This window comes from Intestinibacillus massiliensis (genome assembly GCF_900155735.1).
Taxonomy (GTDB): domain Bacteria; phylum Bacillota; class Clostridia; order Oscillospirales; family Butyricicoccaceae; genus Intestinibacillus; species Intestinibacillus massiliensis.
The window spans coordinates 48,995-70,119 of the sequence record NZ_LT707057.1 but is presented as its reverse complement, the minus strand read 5'-3'; the positions used below and the strand labels follow the sequence as shown (position 1 = coordinate 70,119).

20 protein-coding genes and 2 pseudogenes are annotated in these 21,125 nt (G+C 62.9%); 19 read left to right on the top strand and 3 right to left on the bottom strand.

From position 1 onward, the window contains the following. Nucleotides 1–20: 20 nt before the first annotated feature. Nucleotides 21–857 carry a putative manganese transporter gene (locus CZ203_RS06275; RefSeq protein WP_235847479.1) on the bottom strand — a complete coding sequence of 279 codons (837 nt, stop codon included), beginning with the start codon at nt 855–857 and terminating at the stop codon, nt 21–23. Nucleotides 858–976: 119 nt separating this feature from the next. Here CZ203_RS06275 and CZ203_RS06270 point away from each other — a divergent pair, with 119 nt between their 5' ends. Both CZ203_RS06270 and CZ203_RS06265 read left to right on the top strand, forming a co-directional pair. After that, a complete protein-coding gene (locus CZ203_RS06270) occupies nt 977–2,542 on the top strand; it encodes a DEAD/DEAH box helicase (protein ID WP_087065290.1) in 1,566 nt (521 codons plus the stop codon). Nucleotides 2,543–2,601: 59 nt separating this feature from the next. Then, nucleotides 2,602–3,780 carry a phosphodiester glycosidase family protein gene (locus CZ203_RS06265; RefSeq protein WP_087065289.1) on the top strand — a complete coding sequence of 393 codons (1,179 nt, stop codon included), beginning with the start codon at nt 2,602–2,604 and terminating at the stop codon, nt 3,778–3,780. Between the two features lie 74 nt (nt 3,781–3,854). On the opposite strand, the gene CZ203_RS06260 is transcribed toward CZ203_RS06265, so the two are convergent. Further along, nucleotides 3,855–4,226 (bottom strand): VOC family protein, encoded by a 372-nt coding sequence (locus tag CZ203_RS06260; RefSeq protein WP_087065288.1) that lies wholly within the window; start codon nt 4,224–4,226, stop codon nt 3,855–3,857. Nucleotides 4,227–4,407: 181 nt separating this feature from the next. Here CZ203_RS06260 and CZ203_RS06255 point away from each other — a divergent pair, with 181 nt between their 5' ends. From CZ203_RS06255 to CZ203_RS15465, 7 genes and pseudogenes are all read left to right on the top strand, one after another. Then, entirely contained in the window at nt 4,408–6,402 is a 1,995-nt protein-coding gene (locus tag CZ203_RS06255) for a DHH family phosphoesterase (protein ID WP_087065287.1), read from the top strand. Nucleotides 6,403–6,484: 82 nt separating this feature from the next. Beyond that, a complete protein-coding gene (rplI, locus tag CZ203_RS06250; RefSeq protein WP_087065286.1) occupies nt 6,485–6,931 on the top strand; it encodes a 50S ribosomal protein L9 in 447 nt (148 codons plus the stop codon). A gap of 36 nt (nt 6,932–6,967) precedes the next feature. Then, nucleotides 6,968–8,377, top strand: coding sequence for a replicative DNA helicase (dnaB, locus tag CZ203_RS06245; protein WP_456236192.1), 1,410 nt, complete (start codon nt 6,968–6,970; stop codon nt 8,375–8,377). Continuing rightward, a complete protein-coding gene (gene tilS, locus CZ203_RS06240) occupies nt 8,259–8,774 on the top strand; it encodes a tRNA lysidine(34) synthetase TilS (protein ID WP_087065284.1) in 516 nt (171 codons plus the stop codon). Before dnaB ends, tilS begins: the two co-directional genes overlap by 119 nt. Beyond that, the gene (hpt, locus tag CZ203_RS06235) at nt 8,771–9,313 is read left to right on the top strand and encodes a hypoxanthine phosphoribosyltransferase (RefSeq protein ID WP_087065283.1); all 543 of its coding nucleotides are present in this window, start codon (nt 8,771–8,773) and stop codon (nt 9,311–9,313) included. The genes tilS and hpt overlap by 4 nt, the downstream gene beginning before the upstream one ends. Nucleotides 9,314–9,352: 39 nt before the next feature. Continuing rightward, nucleotides 9,353–10,242, top strand: a pseudogene (locus tag CZ203_RS15470) (ATP-dependent metallopeptidase FtsH/Yme1/Tma family protein); the annotation flags it as partial. Nucleotides 10,243–10,338: 96 nt separating this feature from the next. Then, entirely contained in the window at nt 10,339–11,256 is a 918-nt protein-coding gene (locus CZ203_RS15465; RefSeq protein WP_407927717.1) for an ATP-dependent metallopeptidase FtsH/Yme1/Tma family protein, read from the top strand. Nucleotides 11,257–11,465: 209 nt separating this feature from the next. On the opposite strand, the gene CZ203_RS06225 is transcribed toward CZ203_RS15465, so the two are convergent. Further along, nucleotides 11,466–12,791, bottom strand: coding sequence for a sodium-dependent transporter (locus tag CZ203_RS06225; protein ID WP_087065282.1), 1,326 nt, complete (start codon nt 12,789–12,791; stop codon nt 11,466–11,468). Between the two features lie 340 nt (nt 12,792–13,131). Between CZ203_RS06225 and CZ203_RS06220 the strand changes: the two genes are divergently transcribed. The 10 genes and pseudogenes from CZ203_RS06220 to CZ203_RS14630 all read left to right on the top strand — a co-directional run. Further along, nucleotides 13,132–13,575 carry an ACT domain-containing protein gene (locus CZ203_RS06220; protein ID WP_087065281.1) on the top strand — a complete coding sequence of 148 codons (444 nt, stop codon included), beginning with the start codon at nt 13,132–13,134 and terminating at the stop codon, nt 13,573–13,575. A gap of 50 nt (nt 13,576–13,625) precedes the next feature. Continuing rightward, nucleotides 13,626–14,834 carry a homoserine dehydrogenase gene (locus tag CZ203_RS06215; RefSeq protein ID WP_087065280.1) on the top strand — a complete coding sequence of 403 codons (1,209 nt, stop codon included), beginning with the start codon at nt 13,626–13,628 and terminating at the stop codon, nt 14,832–14,834. Between the two features lie 14 nt (nt 14,835–14,848). Further along, nucleotides 14,849–15,739 carry a homoserine kinase gene (gene thrB / locus CZ203_RS06210; protein WP_087065278.1) on the top strand — a complete coding sequence of 297 codons (891 nt, stop codon included), beginning with the start codon at nt 14,849–14,851 and terminating at the stop codon, nt 15,737–15,739. A 43-nt stretch (nt 15,740–15,782) separates the two neighbouring features. Then, nucleotides 15,783–16,127 (top strand): annotated as a pseudogene (locus CZ203_RS06205) (amino acid kinase family protein); the annotation flags it as partial. 104 nt (nt 16,128–16,231) lie between these two features. After that, the gene (gene thrB, locus CZ203_RS06200; RefSeq protein WP_087065278.1) at nt 16,232–17,122 is read left to right on the top strand and encodes a homoserine kinase; all 891 of its coding nucleotides are present in this window, start codon (nt 16,232–16,234) and stop codon (nt 17,120–17,122) included. 43 nt (nt 17,123–17,165) lie between these two features. Next, nucleotides 17,166–18,374 carry an aspartate kinase gene (locus CZ203_RS06195; RefSeq protein WP_087065277.1) on the top strand — a complete coding sequence of 403 codons (1,209 nt, stop codon included), beginning with the start codon at nt 17,166–17,168 and terminating at the stop codon, nt 18,372–18,374. A 229-nt stretch (nt 18,375–18,603) separates the two neighbouring features. Next, entirely contained in the window at nt 18,604–19,377 is a 774-nt protein-coding gene (locus CZ203_RS06190; protein ID WP_087065276.1) for a hypothetical protein, read from the top strand. After that, nucleotides 19,298–19,744: an RNA methyltransferase substrate-binding domain-containing protein gene (locus CZ203_RS06185; protein WP_456236191.1), complete on the top strand. Its 447-nt coding sequence runs from the start codon at nt 19,298–19,300 to the stop codon at nt 19,742–19,744. Before CZ203_RS06190 ends, CZ203_RS06185 begins: the two co-directional genes overlap by 80 nt. A 740-nt stretch (nt 19,745–20,484) precedes the next feature. Then, on the top strand, nt 20,485–20,775 hold the full coding sequence (locus tag CZ203_RS06175) for a TrmH family RNA methyltransferase (protein WP_328588156.1): 291 nt from the start codon (nt 20,485–20,487) through the stop codon (nt 20,773–20,775). An 11-nt stretch (nt 20,776–20,786) separates the two neighbouring features. Next, a partial coding sequence (locus tag CZ203_RS14630; RefSeq protein WP_200809444.1) for a hypothetical protein occupies nt 20,787–21,125 on the top strand: 339 nt, incomplete at its 3' end.

Genomic DNA, 21,125 nt, shown 5'->3' with positions numbered 1-21,125 from the left:
CTGCGGGAACGTCTGCGGCGTTACAGCGCCGGGAAGGCAAGCTGCAGCAGCGTGCCGCCGGCAACGGCTACCAGATAGGTTGCCGCGATGATCTTCAAGGCGTTTTTGCGCCCGCCGCGCTTCTGGAAGAGCAGCATATACCCAAACCCCGCGCCGGTGGACAGGCCGGCGATGACCGCGCCGAAACTGATTGTGCCGCCGAGGAACAGCTCCGTCAGGAGCACGGAGATCGCGCATCCCGGGATCAGCCCGATCAGCGCGCACAGCGCGGGCTGGAGCACGCTGCCGGAAAGCAGCAGGGAGGACAGCGCTTCCTCCCCAATCGCATAAACGGCCAGGTTGATGAGCAGCATCGTGACCAGCAGGAACAGCGTCGTTTTGACGGTGCGCCACAGGATTGCGCCCACCGGGGACGGCCCGCAGCAGCCGCAGCCCTCGTCCATCACGATGGATACGCGGCCGCGCCGCACCTTGGAGCCGCGGAACACCGTCCACTGCAGCAGGTAGCCGGCGATGACCGCGAGCGCGATCTTGCAGCCGACCAGCAGCGCGACGTTGCGCCCCGCGCCCGGGTTCGCAAGCAGCAGGGGGATGGCCTCGTCCGAGGTCGAGACAAACACCGCGACCAGCGTTGCGGGGGCCAGGTAGCCGCTGTTGTAGAGGGCGCTGGCCGCCGCGGAAAAGCCGCACTGCGGCACTGCGCCTGCAAGCGCCCCGAAGAACGGCCCGAGCCGCTGCGCCTTTTCGAGCAGCGCCGGGGTCGAGCGCATCCGCGTTTCAATCAGGTACAGCAGCGCGTACACCGCCAGCAGGATGGGCGCGGCCTTCAGGATATCCAGGCAGGAATCCAAAATCACATCTAACAAAGAAAACACCTCGCGTACATGGGAATGGTTCTCATTATATCATAGGACTTCCCAAACGGCAAGGGCTAATTTGGCTTGCCCGCACGCAGGGGGGATTTTAAGGAGCAAACATGAAATTCGAAGAACTGCAAATCAATGAACCGATCCTCAAGGCGCTCGCCGAGGTCGGCTATTCTGAACCCACCCCGATCCAGGAGCAGGCCATCCCGCCGGTGCTCGAGGGGCGCGACGTGCTGGGCTGCGCGCAGACCGGTACGGGCAAGACGGCGGCGTTCGCCATCCCGATCCTGCAGCGCCTGGGCGCGCCGCGGGAGAAACAGTCCCCCAAGCGCCCGGTGCGCGCGCTCATCCTGACGCCGACGCGCGAGCTGGCGCTCCAGATTTACGAAAATTTCGTCGCTTACGGCAAATACACCGGGCATACGAGCACGGTGGTCTTCGGCGGCGTGTCGCAGGTGCCGCAGGTGGAAGCGCTGCACCGCGGCGTGGACGTGCTGATCGCAACGCCCGGCCGCCTGTGGGATTTGATGGGGCAGAAGAAGGTGTCGCTGTCCGGCGTCGAGTGCTTTGTCCTCGACGAGGCCGACCGCATGCTCGATATGGGCTTTTTCCCGGATGTCAAGCGCATCATCCGCACGCTGCCGCAGAAGCGCCAGACGCTGCTGTTTTCCGCCACGATCCCGTCGGAGATTGCAGACCTCGCCGACAGCCTGCTGACCGACCCGGTGCACATCTCCGTGACGCCGACGGCGACCCCGGTCGAGGCGATCCGCCAGTGCGTCTATATGGTCGACCGCTGCAACAAGCGCGCCCTGCTCGCGCATGTCATCAAGGAAAACGGCATGCAGCAGACGCTGGTGTTCACCCGCACCAAGCACGGCGCGGACCGCGTCGCGCGCGACCTTAAAAAGGCGGGCATTTCCGCGGACGCCATCCACGGCGATAAGTCCCAGGGCGCCCGCCAGCGCGCGCTGAGCGACTTTAAGGCGGGCAAGGTCGTCGCGCTTGTCGCGACCGATATCGCGGCGCGCGGCATCGACATCAGCGGCCTGCCGTTCGTGATCAATTTCGACCTGCCGGAAATCCCGGAAACCTACGTCCACCGCATCGGCCGTACCGGCCGCGCCGGGCTGGAGGGCACGGCGATCTCCTTCTGCGACGGCGCGCAGATGAGCTACCTGATCGATATTGAGGAGCTGACCGGCCGCCGGATCGAGGAGGTCGAGGAGCACGCCTACCCGATGACCGGCGAGCAGCCTGCAGAGCCGGAGGATAAGCCGCAGCGCCGCCGCAGCAGCCAGGGCGGCCAAGGCAGGCGGGGCGGCGGCAGCCGCAGCCAGCAGCCGAAGAAGAAGCCTGCGCAGCCCAAGGCCGAGCCCGCACAGAAGCAGCCGCAAAAGCCCGCAGCCNCGAAACCTGCGGCGGCGCGCCCCACGCAGGCGGCGAAGAAGCCCGCGGCCGCGCCGGACAAAAAAACGCCGCCGGCAGCGGAACAAAAGCGCCCCGCAAACGTCAATAGGAAAAAGGCAAGCGTATCCCGCGGCGGCCGCCGCCCGCGCGACAACGATAGCGCGCAGGTCGAGACCAAGCCGCTGCCCGCAAAGCCGCTGTCCGATTCCCTGCGCGCCCGCATTGCCGCCAAGGTGGCTTCGGTGCTTTCCGGCCACAGGGACTAAGCGCGGCGCCGGGCGTCAGATAGAGAGAACAGCAACCTGGGGAAAGGACGGGAAACGGCATGGGCCGCATCAGAAAAGCAGGCATAGGCCTGCTGACCGCCATTATCTTTTTTGTAACGGTCGCGTACCCCTTTTGCCTGTATACGGACAATGGCTTCGTATCCAAATGGCGTACGCTTTATATTGAAACCGCAATGTCGACCCTGAGCCACCAGTGGCTTGCCACGGCGTTTATCCCGCAGGAGATCATCGACGAGGTGATGCAGAGCCGTTACCAGTCGCAGGCCGAGCAGGCGGACAAGGAAAGCCAGTGGGAGGGCGGCGGAGAGACCGCCGCGGACCGCGCCGCCGAGGCCAACGAGCCGCTGGAAAAGTTCCTGGCGCTCTTTGACGAGATCGACCGGGAGAGCTTTGAAAAGTTCGTGCAGAAGCACCCGGAAAGCGTCGCCAAGGGATATGACCGCATCGACATCGACTATTGCGACGCCGGCGACGGCAAGACCGGCATCGTGACGGCCGAGGGCGACCGCGTGCTGGCCGTCAACGCCAAGGAGGGCATCCTGATCGTCGAGGTCGAGGGCGAAAACTATAACGGCCGCCTGGCCTTTGTCAAGGATGCGTCGCGCGTCGGCGTCGGCACCTGCAAGGCGCTGTTCGGGCACGGCCAGTTTGTGCGCGATATCGCGGCGCGGTATGACGCGGTGCTGGCCATGAACGCCTCCGGCTTTGAAGACCCGGGCGGCAACGGCAACGGCGGTACGCCGTACGGCTTCGTCAAGTCCGAGGGGCAGAAGCTGCGCAGCGCCGAAGGCGGGGATTACAAGATCATCGGCTTCGACGGGGAAAACCACCTGCGGATCGGCAAGTTCAAGGACACCTCGGTCCTGCGCGACGCCGTCGAGTTCACGCCGGCGCTCATCATCGACGGCGAACGCCTGGTCAAGGATTCCGCGGGCTGGGGGCTCCAGCCGCGCAGCGCGATCGGGCAGAAGGCCGACCAGACCGTGATGATGCTCGTGGTAGACGGGCGGCAGGCCGGGCACAGCCTGGGCTGCACGGTCAACGAGTGCGCGGAGATTTTTGAGCGGTACGGCGCGGTGCAGGCCTCCAACCTGGACGGCGGCTCCTCCTCGGTCATGTATTATAACGGCCGGGAGATCACCAGACCGACCACGGCCAGCAAAAACGAGGAAGGCCGCTACCTGCCGGACGCATTTATCGTCCGCGCCGCAGATTGACCCTTTTGCATAAGGAAAACAGGCGCACCGCAAATGTATGCGGTGCGCCTGTTTATTTTGCCTGGAAGCCCTGTTTATTTTGCGGGCGGGACAACCTCGAGCCAGTAGCCGTCCGGGTCGGAGATGAAATAGATCCCCATGGACGGGTTCTCGAAGCAGATGCAGCCCATGTCCGCGTGCTTGCGGTGCGCGGCCTCGTAATCGTCCGCGGTAAAGGCCAGGTGGAACTCGTTTTCGCCCAGGTTGTAGGCCTGCGGGTGGTCGCGCAGCCAGGTCAGCTCCAGCAGGTGCGGCGTGCGGCCGTCGCCCAGGTATACGATGGTGAAGCTGCCGTCCGGCGCCTCGATGCGGCGGGTTTCGCGCAGCCCCAGCGCCTCCCCGTAGAACGCGAGCGCGCGGCCGAGGTCGGCCACGTTCAGGTTGTTATGTGCAAAAGTAAATGACATCGGGTTTGCCCTCCTTGTCCGGTGCGTTGGTTTTCCGCCCTTACCCTACCATATCCGTGGGCAAAACGCAAGGGCGCGGGCGTGAAAATACAGAGGCGGCCCTGCTTTTTTGTTTACTTTGCCGGGGGTTTTTGCTATACTATAGCTGTATATCTATGCTTAATAAGGGAGGGCAAAACGAGTGGATAAACGGCTGCTCAAACTGATACAACCGGGATTCGGCCTCTTTTTTGCCGTATTCCTGCTTTTTTCACTGGCTTGCGCCTTCTTTTCCATCCTGCTCAGCGCCGCCGGCGTAGCGCTCTGCGGCGCGCTGTTCTGGCTGTACCGCATCCGCAACCGCTACCGCAAGCGCCAGATGAGCGAATACCTGGAGGGGCTGCACATCGAGGTGGACGGTTCGGAGCGCGACACGCTTTCGAGCTTCCCGATCGCCGCGGTCGTCGCGCTTGCGACCACCGGGGAGATCCTGTGGTGCAACCCGGAGTTTGACGGGCTGACCGGGCAGAAGGACGGCGCGCTGGGCGCGCGTATCCATGAGCTGGCGCCGGGCTTTGACACGCGCTGGCTGATCGAAGGGAAAAAGCAGTACCCCGCCGAACTGAAAATGAACGGGCGGTTTTTCCAGATTTACGGCAACCTGATCCGCGGCGAACAGCACGCGGGCATGATGATGACGCTGTATTTCCTCGACAGTACGGAGTTCGTTACGCTGCGCGGGCAATTCGAGTCGACGCGCCCCGCGGTCTCGATCATCTCGATCGACAACTACGAGGAGCTGACCAAAAACGCGACCGACTCGGAAAAGTCGGCCGTCCTGGCCGAGGTCGACAAGAAAATCGGCGAATGGGCGAAGGATAGCCGCGCGCTGCTGCGCAAGTACGACCGCGACAAGTACATTTTCGTGCTGGAGGAGGCCGACCTGCAAAAGCTGGTGGACGGCAAGTTTTCCGTCCTTGACGAGGTGCGCACGATCCAAAGCCGCGACGGCATTATCGCGACGCTTTCCATCGGCGTGGGCAAGGATGGCGAGACCTTTGAGGAAAACTACCGCTATGCCGGGCTGGCGCTGGAAATGTCGCTGTCACGCGGCGGCGACCAGGCGGTCATCAAGAATAAATATGCCTTTGAGTTTTTCGGCGGCCTGTCCAAGGAAGTCGAAAAGCGCACGAAGGTCAAGTCCCGCGTGGTGGCAAACGCACTCAGCCAGCTCATCCGCGACTCGTCGCAGGTGCTGGTCATGGGGCACGCCATGAGCGATACCGATTCGCTCGGCGCGGCGGTCGGCATGGTGTGCGCGGTGCGCAGCCGCGAAAAGCCGGTGCATGTGGTCATCAACGGCGACCGCACGCTGGCCGGCGACCTGCTGCACAAGATGGAGGCCATGCAGCAGTATAAGGGCGTGTTTATCAGCCCGGAGGAGGCCATGGTCGTCTGCGACTACAACACGCTGCTGATCGTTGTGGACACCAACCGGCCGGACTATGTCGAGTCGCCCTCGCTGCTCGAGTCCATCAACAAGGTGGCGGTCATCGACCACCACCGCCGCGCGGCCAGCTATATCGAGGATTCCGCGCTTAACCTGCACGAGCCGTACGCTTCTTCCACCTGCGAACTGGTGGCGGAACTGCTGCAATACATGGTGCCGAACCGCACGATCATGCGCGAGGAGGCGGAGTGCCTGCTTGCGGGCATCTACCTGGACACCAAGGGCTTTTCCATCAAGGCGGGCGTGCGCACCTTTGAAGCTGCGGCGTACCTCAAGCGCGCCGGGGCGGACATGGTCGCGGTCAAGAAGCTGTTCCAAAGCTCGTTTGACGAGTATATGGCGCGGCAGCGCATCATTGCTGCCGCGCGTACCTGCGGCGAGGGCGTCGTCGTGGCGATCTCGAACACCGAGACCAGCCGCGCGATCGCGGCGCAGGCCGCAGACGAGCTGCTTGATATCATCGGCGTGCGCGCCAGCATCGTAGCCTTCCCGAGCGGGCAGGACACGATCGTTTCCGCGCGTTCGCTCGGCAAGGTCAATGTCCAGATCATCATGGAGCGGCTGGGCGGCGGCGGCAACCTGTCGTCTGCGGGCGCGCAGCTGGTGGGCGTGCCGCTCGGCGAGGCCGAGGGGCGGATTATGGAAGCCATCCGGCAGTATCAGGAAGAGTTCAAAAAATCATCTTAAATCAGCGGAATACCCCGCCTGGGAGTATGGTTCCCGGCGGGCGGTATTTCAGGCACGGTAAAACACATTGGAGGATACAAACATGAAAGTCATTTTAAAGGCAGACGTCAAGGGCCAGGGCAAAAAGGGCGAGCTGGTCGAGGTCAGCGAGGGCTATGGCCGCAATTTCCTGCTGCCCCGCGGGCTGGCGGAACTGGCGACCGCGGACAGCATCAACCTGATGAAGCAGGCGGACGCCGCCAAGGCGCGCCGCATCGAGCTGGATAAGCAGGCCGCGCGCGAAACCGCGGAAAAGCTGATGGCGGTCAAGGTGCTGGTACGCGCCAAGGCCGGCCAGGGCGGCCGCCTGTTTGGCGCGGTCACCGCAAAGGAGATTTCCGAAGCGCTCAAGGCGCAGCATAACATCGAGATCGACAAGCACAAGGTCATGCTGGGCGAGGCGATCAAGGCGTTCGGCACCTACACGGTCAAGGCCAAGCTGTACCCGGAGATCACGGGCGATATCAATGTGCAGGTCATCGAGGCCTGATAAACGGGAAGGGGACGGGATTGCCGTCCCGTTTCCATGCCACAGCGTTTTTGCGGGAAAGGAGGGGGCATGGACGAACTGTTAGCGCGGCAGATGCCGCAGAGCGCCGAAGCGGAGCAGGCAGTGATCGGCTCCATGCTGATCGACCCGGCCTGTATCCCGGAGGTCATCGAGCAGCTCCGCACGGACGACTTCTATGCGGAGGAAAACAGCCGCATCTTTGAAACCATCTATTCGATGTTCAACAGCGCCATGAAGATCGACGCGGTCACCGTGCTCGACCAGCTCAAGGCGCAGGGTGTGTATGACGAGGCCGGCGGCCGCGCCTACCTGATGCAGCTCATGGACGTGACGCCCACCGCGGCGAACGTGCGGGAGTACGCCTCGATCGTGCGCGACAAGAGTATGCTGCGCGCCATTGCGGGCGCAGCGGCGGACATCCAGAACCTGGCGTTCGAGGGCGCGGGCAGCGCCGCGGACATCGCGGAGCTTGCGGAGCAGAAGATTTACAGCGTGCGGCACGGCCGCGAGATCAAGGGCCTGTCGCACATCAAAAACGTCATTATGGACCTGTATGCCCGCCTGGACGAGTTGGGGCAGTCGGATTCCGACATCCCCGGTATCCCGACCGGCTTCCACGACCTTGACCACGCGTTGACCGGGCTGAACAAATCCGACCTGATCCTGATCGCGGCGCGCCCCGGCATGGGCAAGACCGCCTTCGCGCTCAACATCGCGCTCAACGCGGCCAAGTCCAGCAAAAAGGACGTCGTCGTGTTCCAGCTCGAAATGAGCAAGGACCAGCTTGCGTCGCGCTTCCTCTCGAACGAGGCGCTCATCGAGTCGCAGAAGCTCAAGACCGGAAACCTCGACCAGGACGACTGGATCAAAATTGCGCGCGCATCCAACGTGCTCGCCAAAACCCGCATTTACGTCGACGACAACCCGGCGATCACGGTCGCCGAGATCAAAGCGAAGTGCCGCCGCCTGGGCGACGGGCTCGGCCTGATCGTCATCGACTACCTGCAGCTCATGCAGTCGGGCGGCCGCCGCAACGACAACCGTGTGCAGGAGGTTGCGGATATCTCCCGCAGCCTCAAGATCATGGCGAAGGAGCTGAACGTCCCGGTCATCTGCCTGTCGCAGCTTTCCCGTGCGGCGGAACAGCGCGCCGATAAGCGGCCGATGCTGTCCGACCTGCGCGAATCGGGCGCGATCGAGCAGGACGCCGACATCGTCCTGTTCATCTACCGCGACGACTATTACAACGAGGACAGCGAGGACAAGAACGTGGCGGAAATCCTCATCGCCAAGAACCGCCACGGCNATGGTGCGGCAGGTCATCGAGCTGGCCGCGGGCGGCAACCCGTCCGCCACGCTGCACCTGCCCGGGCGGCTTGTGGCGGAACGGCGGTATGGCAGCCTGTATATCGGCGCACCCTGTAAGGGGGGCGACGGCGCGGAAATCGCGCTTTACGACGGGTTCTCCGCCGCCTTGTGGGACACGGGGACAAAACTTACGGTTTTGCGCCGGAAAGGCGCGCAAGATTTTAACAAAACGTTCAATACTTTTTATGTGGATTGTGGTAAAATAGATTTCGATACGCTGTGCGTGCGCACCCGCCGGCAGGGGGACGCCCTGCGGCCGACCGGGAACGGCGGCCACCGCACGCTCAAGCGCCTGATGATCGACCGCAAAATCCCGCGTTCGCAGCGCGGCCGCCTCGGCGTAGTCGCCGACCGGGACGGCGTGATCGCGGTGCAGTCGGTCGGGATGGATTATGACAGGAAGCCGGGCGGCGGCCCGGTGCTGGAAATACGTTTTGAAGGGATTAGAGAATGAAGAACGACATTCAGGAAGTGCTGTTCTCCGAGGAACAGCTCCGCGCCAAGGTCGCTGAAATGGGCGCGCAGATCACGAAGGATTACGAAGGCAAGAACCCGCTGATCGTCAGCGTGCTCAAGGGTTCCTATGTGTTCATGGCTGACCTGACACGCCAGATCGACACCAAGTGCAATATCGACTTCATGGTCGTCTCGAGCTATGGCAACGGCACCAAGACGACCGGCGAAGTGCAGATCATCAAGGATATCGAAAGCCAGATCGAGGGGCGCGACCTGCTCATCGTCGAGGACATCCTGGACAGCGGCGTCACGCTCAGCTACCTGATGAAGATCCTCAAGGCGCGCGGCGCGAATTCCATCCGCCTGTGCACGCTGCTTTCCAAGCCCGAGCGCCGCAAGGTGGACGTCCATATCGATTACCTCGGTTTTGAAATCCCGGACGAGTTCGTGGTCGGTTACGGCCTCGACTACGCGGAATGCTACCGCAACCTGCCGTATATCGGCATTCTCAAACCCTCCGTCTACGGTGGGAAGTAAGACGGAAAAGAAAGGTGTGATACACGCTTGAAAGGAAAAATGAAGGGCTTCGGCCTTTACCTGCTCATCCTGCTGGTACTCCTGGCGGCGGTGAGCGTTGTGCTGACACAGAGCCAGCAGGCCTCGGCCCCGGTTACCTACGGTCAGGTATACGATTATTTCATGGATAAGAAGGTCGACTCTTACGTGGTGGACGACAATTTGCTCACCATGAAGATGAAGGACGGCGCGACGGTCAAATACAAGCTGTCCGACCTCAGCCTGTTCTATCTCGACCTGGGCGACACGATCCGCGAGCAGAAGGCGGACGGCACGCTCAAGGACATGGACTACAAGACCCAGGAAATGCCCTGGTGGATGAGCTTTGTACCCTACCTGGTGTTGCTCGTCATCCTCGGCCTGTTCTGGTACTTCATGATGAACAAGCAGGCGGGCGGCGGCGGCAACCCGATGCAGTTCGGCAAGGCGCGCGCAAAGCTCGCGCAGGACGACAAGCGCAAGGTGACGTTTGACGACGTCGCGGGCGCGGACGAGGAAAAGGCCGAGCTGCAAGAGATTGTCGAGTTCCTCAAAAACCCGCAGAAATTTGTCGAGATCGGCGCGCGCATCCCCAAGGGCGTGCTGCTGGTGGGCCCTCCGGGCACCGGTAAAACGCTGATCGCCCGCGCGGTGGCCGGCGAGGCCGGCGTGCCGTTCCTGTCGATTTCCGGTTCGGACTTTGTCGAGCTGTATGTCGGCGTGGGCGCGTCCCGCGTGCGCGACCTGTTCGAGCAGGCCAAAAAGAACGCGCCCGCCATCGTCTTTATCGACGAGATCNCCTCGGCGGCGGCCACGACGAGCGCGAGCAGACCCTTAACCAGCTGCTGGTCGAGATGGACGGCTTCGGCGCAAACGAGGGCGTCATCGTCATCGCGGCGACCAACCGCCAGGATATCCTGGACAGCGCGCTCCTGCGTCCCGGCCGTTTCGACCGCCAGGTCTATGTCGGCGCGCCGGACGTCAAGGGTCGCGAGGCGATCCTCAAGGTGCACGCGCGCAACAAGCAGTTCGACCCGGACGTCAAGTTTGATTCCATTGCCAAGGGCACCGTCGGCTTTACCGGCGCGGACTTGGAAAACCTGCTGAACGAGGCCGCCCTGCTCGCGGCGCGGCGCAACAAGAAGTTCATCACGAACGATGAAATCGAAGAGGCGCTGCTCAAAGTCGAGATGGGGCCGGAGAAGAAGAGCAAGGTCATCAGCGAGAAGAAAAAGCGCATTGTGGCCTATCACGAGGCCGGGCACGCGGTGTCCCGCCAGGCGCTTGGCACGCTCGACCCGATCCACTATATCACGATCATCCCGCGCGGCGGCGCGGGCGGCTTTACCATGTGGCGGCCGGAAGAGGAGAGCGGGCTGGAAAGCAAGGGCTTCTTTGAAGACACGCTGGTCGGCACGCTGGGCGGCCGTGTGGCGGAGCAGATCGTCTTTGACGAGATTACGACCGGCGCTTCCGGCGATATCCGCGCCGCGACCCAGATGGCGCGCGCGATGGTTGTCAACTACGGCTTCAGCGACACGATCGGCACCGTCGATTACGGCGGGGACGGAGAAGTGTTCATCGGGCGCGACTTTGGCGCGACCAAGAGCTATTCCGAGGAAAAGGCCGCCGAGATCGACGCCGAGGTGCACCGCATCATCGCCGAGGCCTATGCCCGCTGCGAAAGCATCCTGAACGATAACCGCGACAAACTCAACGCGGTCGCGGAATACCTGCTGCGCAACGAGACCATGGACGGCGAGACCTTCCTCAAGGTCTTTCACGGCGAGAGCGTGCCGGACCAGGTGGTCGGCGAGGATCTCGGGGAACTGGCGGCGGAGGATACCCATATGGCCGCGGCGCCCGAGCCGGAAGCTGAAATTACGCCGGAAGGCAAGCGCGTTAAAAACGGAGGGGACGAATAATTAGGCTCCCCGGTACGGCGGAAAAAATAAAAAGCAGCGTGATGCAAAGTGCATCACGCTGCTTTTTATTTTGCAGGGCAAGCCCGGCAATGGGCGGCCAATCCCAGAGGCCATCCGCACGGGAAAGCCGGGACGATAACCCCGCAGCGCTTTGCGCGCATAAAGAAAGGCCCGCCGGCGTTGCCGGTGGGCCTTTTCTAAAGGGAGGGTCAACCGATGCCGCCCGGGATCAGGAAGCTGCAAATGACCACGATACCGGCAAGCAGCACATAGACATACTTCGCCAGGAAGCCGAAGCCGCGCCCAAGCGGCTTGGTACGTCCGACCATCAGCTCCTTTTTGATGGCGGGCACGCCAAGCACCCAGTAAATCATAATAGCGCCCAGCACCGCGCCGATCGGCACGACATAAATCGTGATGATATCCATCCACTGCCCCATAAGCGGTTCATACTCGATGAACAGGCCGGCCGCAAGCGTCGCCGCGCCGGCCAGCACGACCGCGAGCTTGCGGTTGAGCTTCAGGCGGCTCTGTGCGGCCTCGGACACGGCCTCGAGCATGTTGGCAAGCGAGGTGATGCCCGCGAACAGCACCGAGATGAAGAACAGGAACGCGAACACGCGCCCGGCAGGCATCTGCTGGAACACGCGCGGCAGGGTGATGAAGAGCAGCTTGGGGCCTGCCTGCGGGTCAAGCCCGAAGGCGAAGACCGCCGGGATGATCGCGAAGCCCGCGAGCATGGCCGCGCAGGTGTCGAGCACCGCGGTCATGACCGAGGAGTGCACGACATCCTCCTTTTTGCTTAAATAGCTGCCGTAGATGATCATGCCGGAGCCGGTGACCGAGAGCGAGAAGAACGCCTGCCCCATCGCCATGATCCAGGTCTTGGGGTTCAGCAGCGCCGCCCAGTGCGGCACGAGCAGGTACTTGTAGCCCTCCATCGCGCCCGGCAGGAACAGCACGCGCACCGCGATAATTACGAACAGGATAAAGAAGGCGGGCATCATCACCTTGTTGATTTTTTCGATCCCGCCGGCCACGCCACCGATCAGGACGAAAACCGTGATGAGCACCACGATGAGGTGCCAGGGCACGCTGCTCAGGTGGTGGTCGGACATCTGCGAAAAGAACAGTTCCGGCTCGGTATCCATGAGGGCGCCGGTCAACGCGCCCGCCGCGGAGCGCACCACCCAGCCGACAATGATTGCGTAGCCGATCGCGATGCCGAGCGAGCCGAACAGCGGGATCGCGCCGAGGACGGAGCCGCCGCGCTTGCCGCGGGATTTCATGGCGTATTCGTAAGAACCGATGGGGCCGGTGCCGGTCAGGCGGCCGAAGGCGAATTCACCCGACAGGCCGACATAGCCGAACAGCGCCACGAAAAGCAGGTACGGGATCAAAAAGGCCGCGCCGCCGTACTGCCCGATGCGGTAGGGGAACATCCAGATGTTGCCCATGCCGACCGCCGAACCGACGGCCGCGAGCACAAAGCCGATTTTTGATGTAAAGGTGCCGTTATTTGGTTTTTGGTTCATGGAAAGCCTCCAGGTGGTTTATTTTGATGGATACGCGCCTGTGAAACAAAAGCCTTTATAGTATATCATGAAAGCCGGCGCAGGACAAGCAGCGGCGCGTCCGCGCAGAACGGACGGATGTGTTTGCGGCAAAAATCCGGTTTGTATTTGATGCACAATGCCTTAAAAAATCTATGAGGTTTCATAAGATCGAATAAAAATACACGCAAAATTGGGAAGGTGCACAAAGGGGAAGATGAAAATCCGTTGTTTTTGGCGGATATCCCCTTGCATTGTGTGTGGCGGTGTGGTACGATAGTAGGGCATTCAAAAGACAAATGTTTTTGAGGGGTGGACAGGGATGAGTACACAGCCAAAATACTATCTCGTGGAACGGTCTCTGCTGCCCGAGGTATTCCACAAGGTCGTAGAGGCCAATACGGCGCTCAAAACCGGCCAGTGCCGCACGGCGAGCGAGGCGGCCGCGAGCGTCGGCCTTTCGCGCAGCGCGTTTTACAAGTACAAGGACGGCATCCGCCCGTTCTTTGAGGTGACGACGGACCGCATCGTGACGTTCCACCTCATGCTGAGCGACAAGCCCGGCGTGCTTTCCAGCATCCTGGGGCTGTTCGCGCGTTCGGGCGCGAACCTGCTGACGATCAACCAGTCCATTCCGATGAGCGGGCAGGCCTCGGTGACGATCGCGGCGCGCACGGACAACATGAACTGCTCGGTGGAAACGCTGATGAGCCGCGCGGAGGCGCTGGACGGCGTACTGCGCATCGAAATCCTGGCGTCGGAATAAAACGGCATTCCGGCTATGATAGAACTCAGAATTTTGGAGGGGAACAAGATATGATTAAAGCAGCGGTTATGGGACACGGCACGGTCGGCTCGGGCGTGTACGAGGTCATTGAAATGAATGCGAAGAAGATCGCGGCCTCGCTCGGCGAGGCGCTGGAGGTCAAGTATGTGCTCGACCTGCGCGACTTCTCCCATCTGCCCTACGGGGATAAGTTCATCACGGATTTTACGCTGATCGAAAACGACCCTGAGATTTCGGTCGTCGCCGAGGTTATGGGCGGCGTCGGCGCGGCGTATGAATTTACCAAGCGCTGCCTTGCCGCGGGCAAGAGCGTGTGCACGTCCAACAAGGAGCTGGTGGCCACGCACGGCGAGGAGCTGCTCGCCATCGCCAAGGAACATAACGCCGGCTATATGTTCGAGGCGTCGGTCGGCGGCGGCATCCCGCTCATCCGCCCGATGCTGCAGTGCCTCGCCGCAAACGAGTTCAACCAGATCTGCGGCATCCTGAACGGCACCACGAACTATATCCTGACCCAGATGATCGAGAGCGGCGTCTCCTTCGAGGACGCGCTCGCCGCCGCGCAGGCCAAGGGCTACGCGGAAAAGGACCCGACCGCGGACATCGAAGGGCATGACGCCTGCCGCAAGATCTGCATCCTGTCCGACCTGGCCTTCGGCGACAAGTTCGACCCCGACGAGGTCGAGTGCGAGGGCATCACCAAGATCACGCTGGAGGACGTCGCGTGCGCCGATAAGCTCGGCCGCGTCATCAAGCTGATCGGCCGCGCGGTGCGCTGCGAGGACGGCACGGCCTACGCATATGTCGCGCCGCACCTTGTCGACAAGTCCAGCCCGCTCGCGCCGGTCGAGGGCGTGTTTAACGCGGTGATGATCGACGGCAACGCCACGGGCGAGGTCATGTTTTACGGCAAGGGCGCGGGCAAGCTGGCGACGGCCTCCGCGGTCGTGGCCGACATGATGGACTGCGCGTTCCATAAGGACCGCCGCCGCCAGATTTTCTGGGGCGACGGCTCGAAGCGCCTGCTGCGCCCGCTGGATACGCTGGAAAGCCAGTGGTACGTGCGCTTTGACGGCGCGCAGGCCGACCTGGAAGCCGCCCTGCCGGCGGACAGCGTAAGCGCCTTCGGCGGCGCGCTGGTCGCGGTCACCTGCAAGGCAAGCACTGCGGACATGAAGAAGCGCCTGGCGGCGCTCGGCGAAAAGGGCAAGGTCCTGGCGGCCATGCGCCTGCTGTAAAGGGAGAGACCGGCATGATCAAAGTAACTGTACCGGCCACGAGCGCCAATATGGGCTCGGGCTACGACTCGATCGGCATCGCGCTCGACCTGTATAACGTCATCTCCATGGAGGAGGCCGACGGCATCGAGATTTCCGACGTTTCCGGCGCTGATATCCCGACGGACGAGACCAACCTCATCTACCAGTGCGCCAAGAAGGTATACGATATCTGCGGCAAGCCGCTGCGCGGCCTCAAAATCGTGGAGGATTGCGCCATCCCGCAGACGCGCGGCCTGGGCTCGTCCTCGGCGTGCACGGTCGCGGGCATCCTGGGCGCGAACGCGCTGCTCGGCGGCCCGCTCGGCCAGCAGAACGTCATCGACCTCGCCGCCTCCATCGAGGGGCACCCGGACAATTCCACCCCGGCCATCCTGGGCGGCTTCTGCGTGGCGCTGCTCGAATACGGCAAGGTCTGGAGCGTGCGCGTGCCGATGAACGGCAAGGTGGATTTTATCACCTTTATCCCGGATTTTGAGCTTTCCACCGAAAAGGCGCGCGGCGTTCTGCCGGAAAAGGTGGCGCACCACGACGCGGTGTTCAACCTGTCGCGCGCGGCGCTGCTCGCGGGCAGCCTGACCACGGGCAAGCTGGAAAATATCAGCGTCGCCGTCGGCGACTGCCTGCACCAGCCCTACCGCTTCGGCCTCATCCCGGACGGGCGCGAGGTCGTGCATGCGGCGCGGGCGATGGGCGCGCTCGGCGCGTTCATTTCGGGCGCCGGCCCGTCCATCATCGCGGTGGTCGACGCGCAGGACAAGACCTACCTGTCCCGCGCGGAGATGTACTGCGCGCAGAATTTCCCGCATTGGAAGCCGATCTGCCTGCACTGCGACGAGACCGGCGCGCGGGTGGAGCAAGTCTAAGCGTATTCGCGGGGATTCCCGCTTAAGGAGGAAATAGGGTAAAATGAGCATCATTGTGCAGAAATTCGGGGGCACTTCGGTGGCCAATACCGAGCGCCTGCGGAACGTCGCCGACATCGTCACCTCGACCTACAAGCAGGGCAACGACGTCGTCGTCGTCGTGTCCGCGCAGGGCGATACGACCGACGACCTGATCGAAAAGGCCGCCGAAATCAACGAGAACCCGTCCAAGCGCGAGATGGACGTCCTGCTCCACACGGGCGAGCAGATTTCCATGTCGCTGCTGGCGATGGCGATCGAAAAGATGGGCTATCCCGTCGTCTCGCTGACCGGCTGGCAGGCCGGCATGGAGACCGACCGCAACTACGGCGGCGCGCGCATCAAGCGCGTNTGCAAGGCAAGCACTGCGGACATGAAGAAGCGCCTGGCGGCGCTCGGCGAAAAGGGCAAGGTCCTGGCGGCCATGCGCCTGCTGTAAAGGGAGAGACCGGCATGATCAAAGTAACTGTACCGGCCACGAGCGCCAATATGGGCTCGGGCTACGACTCGATCGGCATCGCGCTCGACCTGTATAACGTCATCTCCATGGAGGAGGCCGACGGCATCGAGATTTCCGACGTTTCCGGCGCTGATATCCCGACGGACGAGACCAACCTCATCTACCAGTGCGCCAAGAAGGTATACGATATCTGCGGCAAGCCGCTGCGCGGCCTCAAAATCGTGGAGGATTGCGCCATCCCGCAGACGCGCGGCCTGGGCTCGTCCTCGGCGTGCACGGTCGCGGGCATCCTGGGCGCGAACGCGCTGCTCGGCGGCCCGCTCGGCCAGCAGAACGTCATCGACCTCGCCGCCTCCATCGAGGGGCACCCGGACAATTCCACCCCGGCCATCCTGGGCGGCTTCTGCGTGGCGCTGCTCGAATACGGCAAGGTCTGGAGCGTGCGCGTGCCGATGAACGGCAAGGTGGATTTTATCACCTTTATCCCGGATTTTGAGCTTTCCACCGAAAAGGCGCGCGGCGTTCTGCCGGAAAAGGTGGCGCACCACGACGCGGTGTTCAACCTGTCGCGCGCGGCGCTGCTCGCGGGCAGCCTGACCACGGGCAAGCTGGAAAATATCAGCGTCGCCGTCGGCGACTGCCTGCACCAGCCCTACCGCTTCGGCCTCATCCCGGACGGGCGCGAGGTCGTGCATGCGGCGCGGGCGATGGGCGCGCTCGGCGCGTTCATTTCGGGCGCCGGCCCGTCCATCATCGCGGTGGTCGACGCGCAGGACAAGACCTACCTGTCCCGCGCGGAGATGTACTGCGCGCAGAATTTCCCGCATTGGAAGCCGATCTGCCTGCACTGCGACGAGACCGGCGCGCGGGTGGAGCAAGTCTAAGCGTATTCGCGGGGATTCCCGCTTAAGGAGGAAATAGGGTAAAATGAGCATCATTGTGCAGAAATTCGGGGGCACTTCGGTGGCCAATACCGAGCGCCTGCGGAACGTCGCCGACATCGTCACCTCGACCTACAAGCAGGGCAACGACGTCGTCGTCGTCGTGTCCGCGCAGGGCGATACGACCGACGACCTGATCGAAAAGGCCGCCGAAATCAACGAGAACCCGTCCAAGCGCGAGATGGACGTCCTGCTCCACACGGGCGAGCAGATTTCCATGTCGCTGCTGGCGATGGCGATCGAAAAGATGGGCTATCCCGTCGTCTCGCTGACCGGCTGGCAGGCCGGCATGGAGACCGACCGCAACTACGGCGGCGCGCGCATCAAGCGCGTTGCGGCCGACCGCATCCGCTCCGAACTCGACCGCAAGCGCATCGTGATCGTCGCGGGCTTCCAGGGCATCAACCGCGAGGGCGACATCACGACGCTCGGCCGCGGCGGTTCGGACACCTCGGCGGTCGCCATCGCGGCCACGCTGGGCGCCGACCTGTGCCAGATCTACACCGACGTCGACGGCGTGTACACCGCCGACCCGCGCATTGTCAAGGATGCGCGCAAGCTGGACGCCATTACATATGACGAAATGCTGGAGCTTGCGTCCCTGGGCGCGCAGGTGCTGCATAACCGCAGCGTGGAAATGGCGAAAAAGTACAATGTCGACCTGGAGGTCGTGTCCAGCTTTACCCGTAATCCGGGTACCAAAGTCAAGGAGGGTTCTAACGTGGAAAAAATGATCGTAAGCGGCGTAGCCCGCGATAATGACTGCGCCCGTGTGGCGATTATCAACCTTGAGGATACCCCGGGCGTCGCGTTCAAGGTATTCTCCCTGCTGGCCAAGCACAAGGTCAACGTTGATATCATCCTGCAGTCCGTCGGCCGCGACAACAAGAAGTCCATCACCTTCACCATCCCCGAGCAGAACGCCGAAATGGTGCAGGCGCTGCTGGAGGAAAACAAGGAGATGCTGGGCTTTGAGGCGCTGAGCGTCAACACCCATGTGGCCAAGGTTTCCGTCGTCGGCGCGGGCATGGCGTCCAACCCGGGCGTCGCGTCCAAGATGTTCGAGGCGCTGGCCGGCGCAAACATCAATATCCGCATGATCTCCACCTCGGAGATCAAGATTTCCGTCCTGATCAACGAGGACGACAGCGAAGCGGCGGTCAAGGCGATCCACGAAAAGTTTTTCAGCAACTAAAACTGCAAGGCGGCGGGTCATCCCGCCGCCTTTTCCATGCCTGCCCCGCGGCCAGGGGCAGGCTATCATTTTTTGGTTAATATTTACTGCTGCGGCAGGGCTTTCCGCACCATTCCTCAAGAATCTTACCAAATTGTTAATTTTCGACCATTTATGGCTGTGTCACATTGAATGGGGCGCTCCTTTTATGCTATAATATCATATTACAGGGAAAGTATGGTGAAGGTACATGGGTTCGGTTGGATTTGGGTTCCTGCTTGTGGCTTTGCTGCTCCTCGTGGCGGCAATCGCCGTTTTTTATGCGGTGCGCAGGGTGCATTCCGCGCGCATTTTGGGGTTTGACCTGCTGCGCCTATCTATGCTCGCGCTCTTTTTGGCGCTTGCAGCGTTCTTTGCCGTGCAGCTCATCCCCGCAAAGGATCCCATCCGCCCGGAGGATTATGCGGGCGCAAGCCTGAACGCGGCCGCCGAAGGGCAGCTGGATACCCTCGGCTTTCCCTGCGACCCCGGCACCCTGGCGGTGCACGGCGTGGCCTCGGGCAATTTTTATGAGGCGCTGCTGTGCGTTTACCGGGCGGACGGGCAGGAGGCCGGCGCGCTGCTGCGGTTTGACCGCGACGTTTACGGCAACCTGGCGCGCCCGCAGGCATGGGGGATCGGCGGTTCGCCCGTGATCATCGGCGAAAACGACGGGATTTTCGGCCACTATCTATTGATTGCAGGCCGCGGCGGCGGGGACACGGAGATGCAGGACGACCGCTTCCGCCTGACGATGGACGCGCCGGACGGCGCTTACTACCTGCACACGACGCTGACGCAAAAGCCGTGGCTCGGCCTGGCCGGCCAGTTCCTGCTGGTGTTTGTGGTTACGCTCGCGGCGGGGCTGCTCGGCCGCGGCAAGAAGTACAGTCCCGTAAGGCTTTATGAGCGGCGGCGCCCGGGCGACCCGGTGCTGCGCGTGCAGTATTACGATAAAATGGAGAATGAGGAAAATGGACGATAGAAAGAACATGGGGCGGCCTTCCGGCCGCCCGCGGCACGGCAAGGAGGCGCACATGCGCGCGCCGGAACTCAATGAGGAAGGTGCGCTGGTGGAAGGGCGCAACGCGGTGCTTGAACTGCTGCGCTCCGGCCGCCCGGTGGACAAGGTGTTCCTGGCCTCGGGGCAGGGCGGCCGCATGGGCGACGTTTTTGCGCTCGCGAAGGCGCGCGGCATCCCCGTGCAGGAGTGCGACCGGCGCAAGCTCGACGCGATGAGCGTTACGCACGCCCACCAGGGCGTCATGGCGCAGGCGGCCGCGCACGAATATGCGTCGCTCGNCGCCGGTGCAGCAGCCGTCCCGCCCCGCGCCCATCCCCGGGCAGGATGACGACGATTGGGAGGAAGAGGAAGACGGCCTGAGCCGCCGCGAGCAGAAGAAGCTGGAAAAGGCGCGCCGCAAGGCGGAAAAACGGGCGCGCGCCACCGCGGACGACGAGGAAGACGAGGAGGAAATCCGGGTACGCGACCCGCGGGTCGCCGCCCGTTCCTGCCTGCGCCGTGCGCGCGGCCTGGCCGGACGCAGCATCTTTGTGCTGCTGATGGCGCTGGCCGCCGCCTACCTGAGTGTTGCGGGCGGCATGGGCTGGCCGCTGCCCGAGGCCGTCAACTATTCCGTTTCCCCGGTGGCGACCGTGCTGGCCATGATGCTGATGCAGTTCCTGGCCATGTTCGTCGGCATCGACGTGATCGGCCTTGGCTTTTATAACCTGTTCACCGGCGTGCCCGACCGGAAAACGCTGGTTGCGATGGCAAACCTGGCGTCTATCGCGCATGGGCTGACGATCATCCTGCGCCCCGCCTGGGGCGGCTGGCTGCCGTACTGCGCGGTCAGCATCCTGCTGCTGTTCGCCGCGATGCAAGAGGACAAGGCGCGCTTTTCCGCGCGCTACCGCGCCTTCAAGGCCGCGACGCTGACGCAGCACCCGATGGGCGTGTTCAGCCATAACGACCAGCGCGACGGGTTTTCCCGCGCCGCCAAGGCGCGTATGCTGGAAAACACCCCGTTCCTGATGGAGATGGAGCGCACGGACACGGCGGACAANGGCGGGCGCGGTCGAGCATATCGGCGTGCACAAGGCGACGAACCTCGCCGCGACGGTCGATGAGCTGAAGGCGCGCGGCGTGTGGGTGTTCGGCGCGGAGGCGGGCGGCAACGTCAGCCTGTATGACGCCGACTTTCAAGGCGCGTGCGCGATCGTCATCGGGTCGGAAGGCGCGGGGCTGTCGCGGATCGTGCGGGAAAAGTGTGATTTCATCGTGAGCATCCCGATGCGGGGCAAGGTCAATTCGCTGAACGCCTCAAACGCGGCCGCGGTGCTGCTGTATGAGGCCGTGCGCCGCCGCATCCGCGGGGAATAGGAGACCGGAGCATGGCAAAAAAGGATATTATGGATACACAGGATCTTTCCGAGATCCGAAAAATGATCGGCGACGCGCCGGCGTCCCCGTCAGGGCCTGACGGCTTTAACCTGGACGACATTATCGCGGAGGTCAGCGGCACGGTCAAGGAGGTGCAGGCGGGGCACCAGGCGAAGGTGGAGAACCTGCGCCCGCGCCCCGCGCCCCGCGCGCCAGAGGCGCGGCAGGAGCCGGTACCGGCGGAAACGGGACGGTCGGTGGAGGCCCCGCAGGAGCCGCCCCGCCGCCGTTTCCAGGTGATCGAAACGCCGCTGGGCGGGCAGGCCGCCGCGCCCATACCGGAGGGCGGG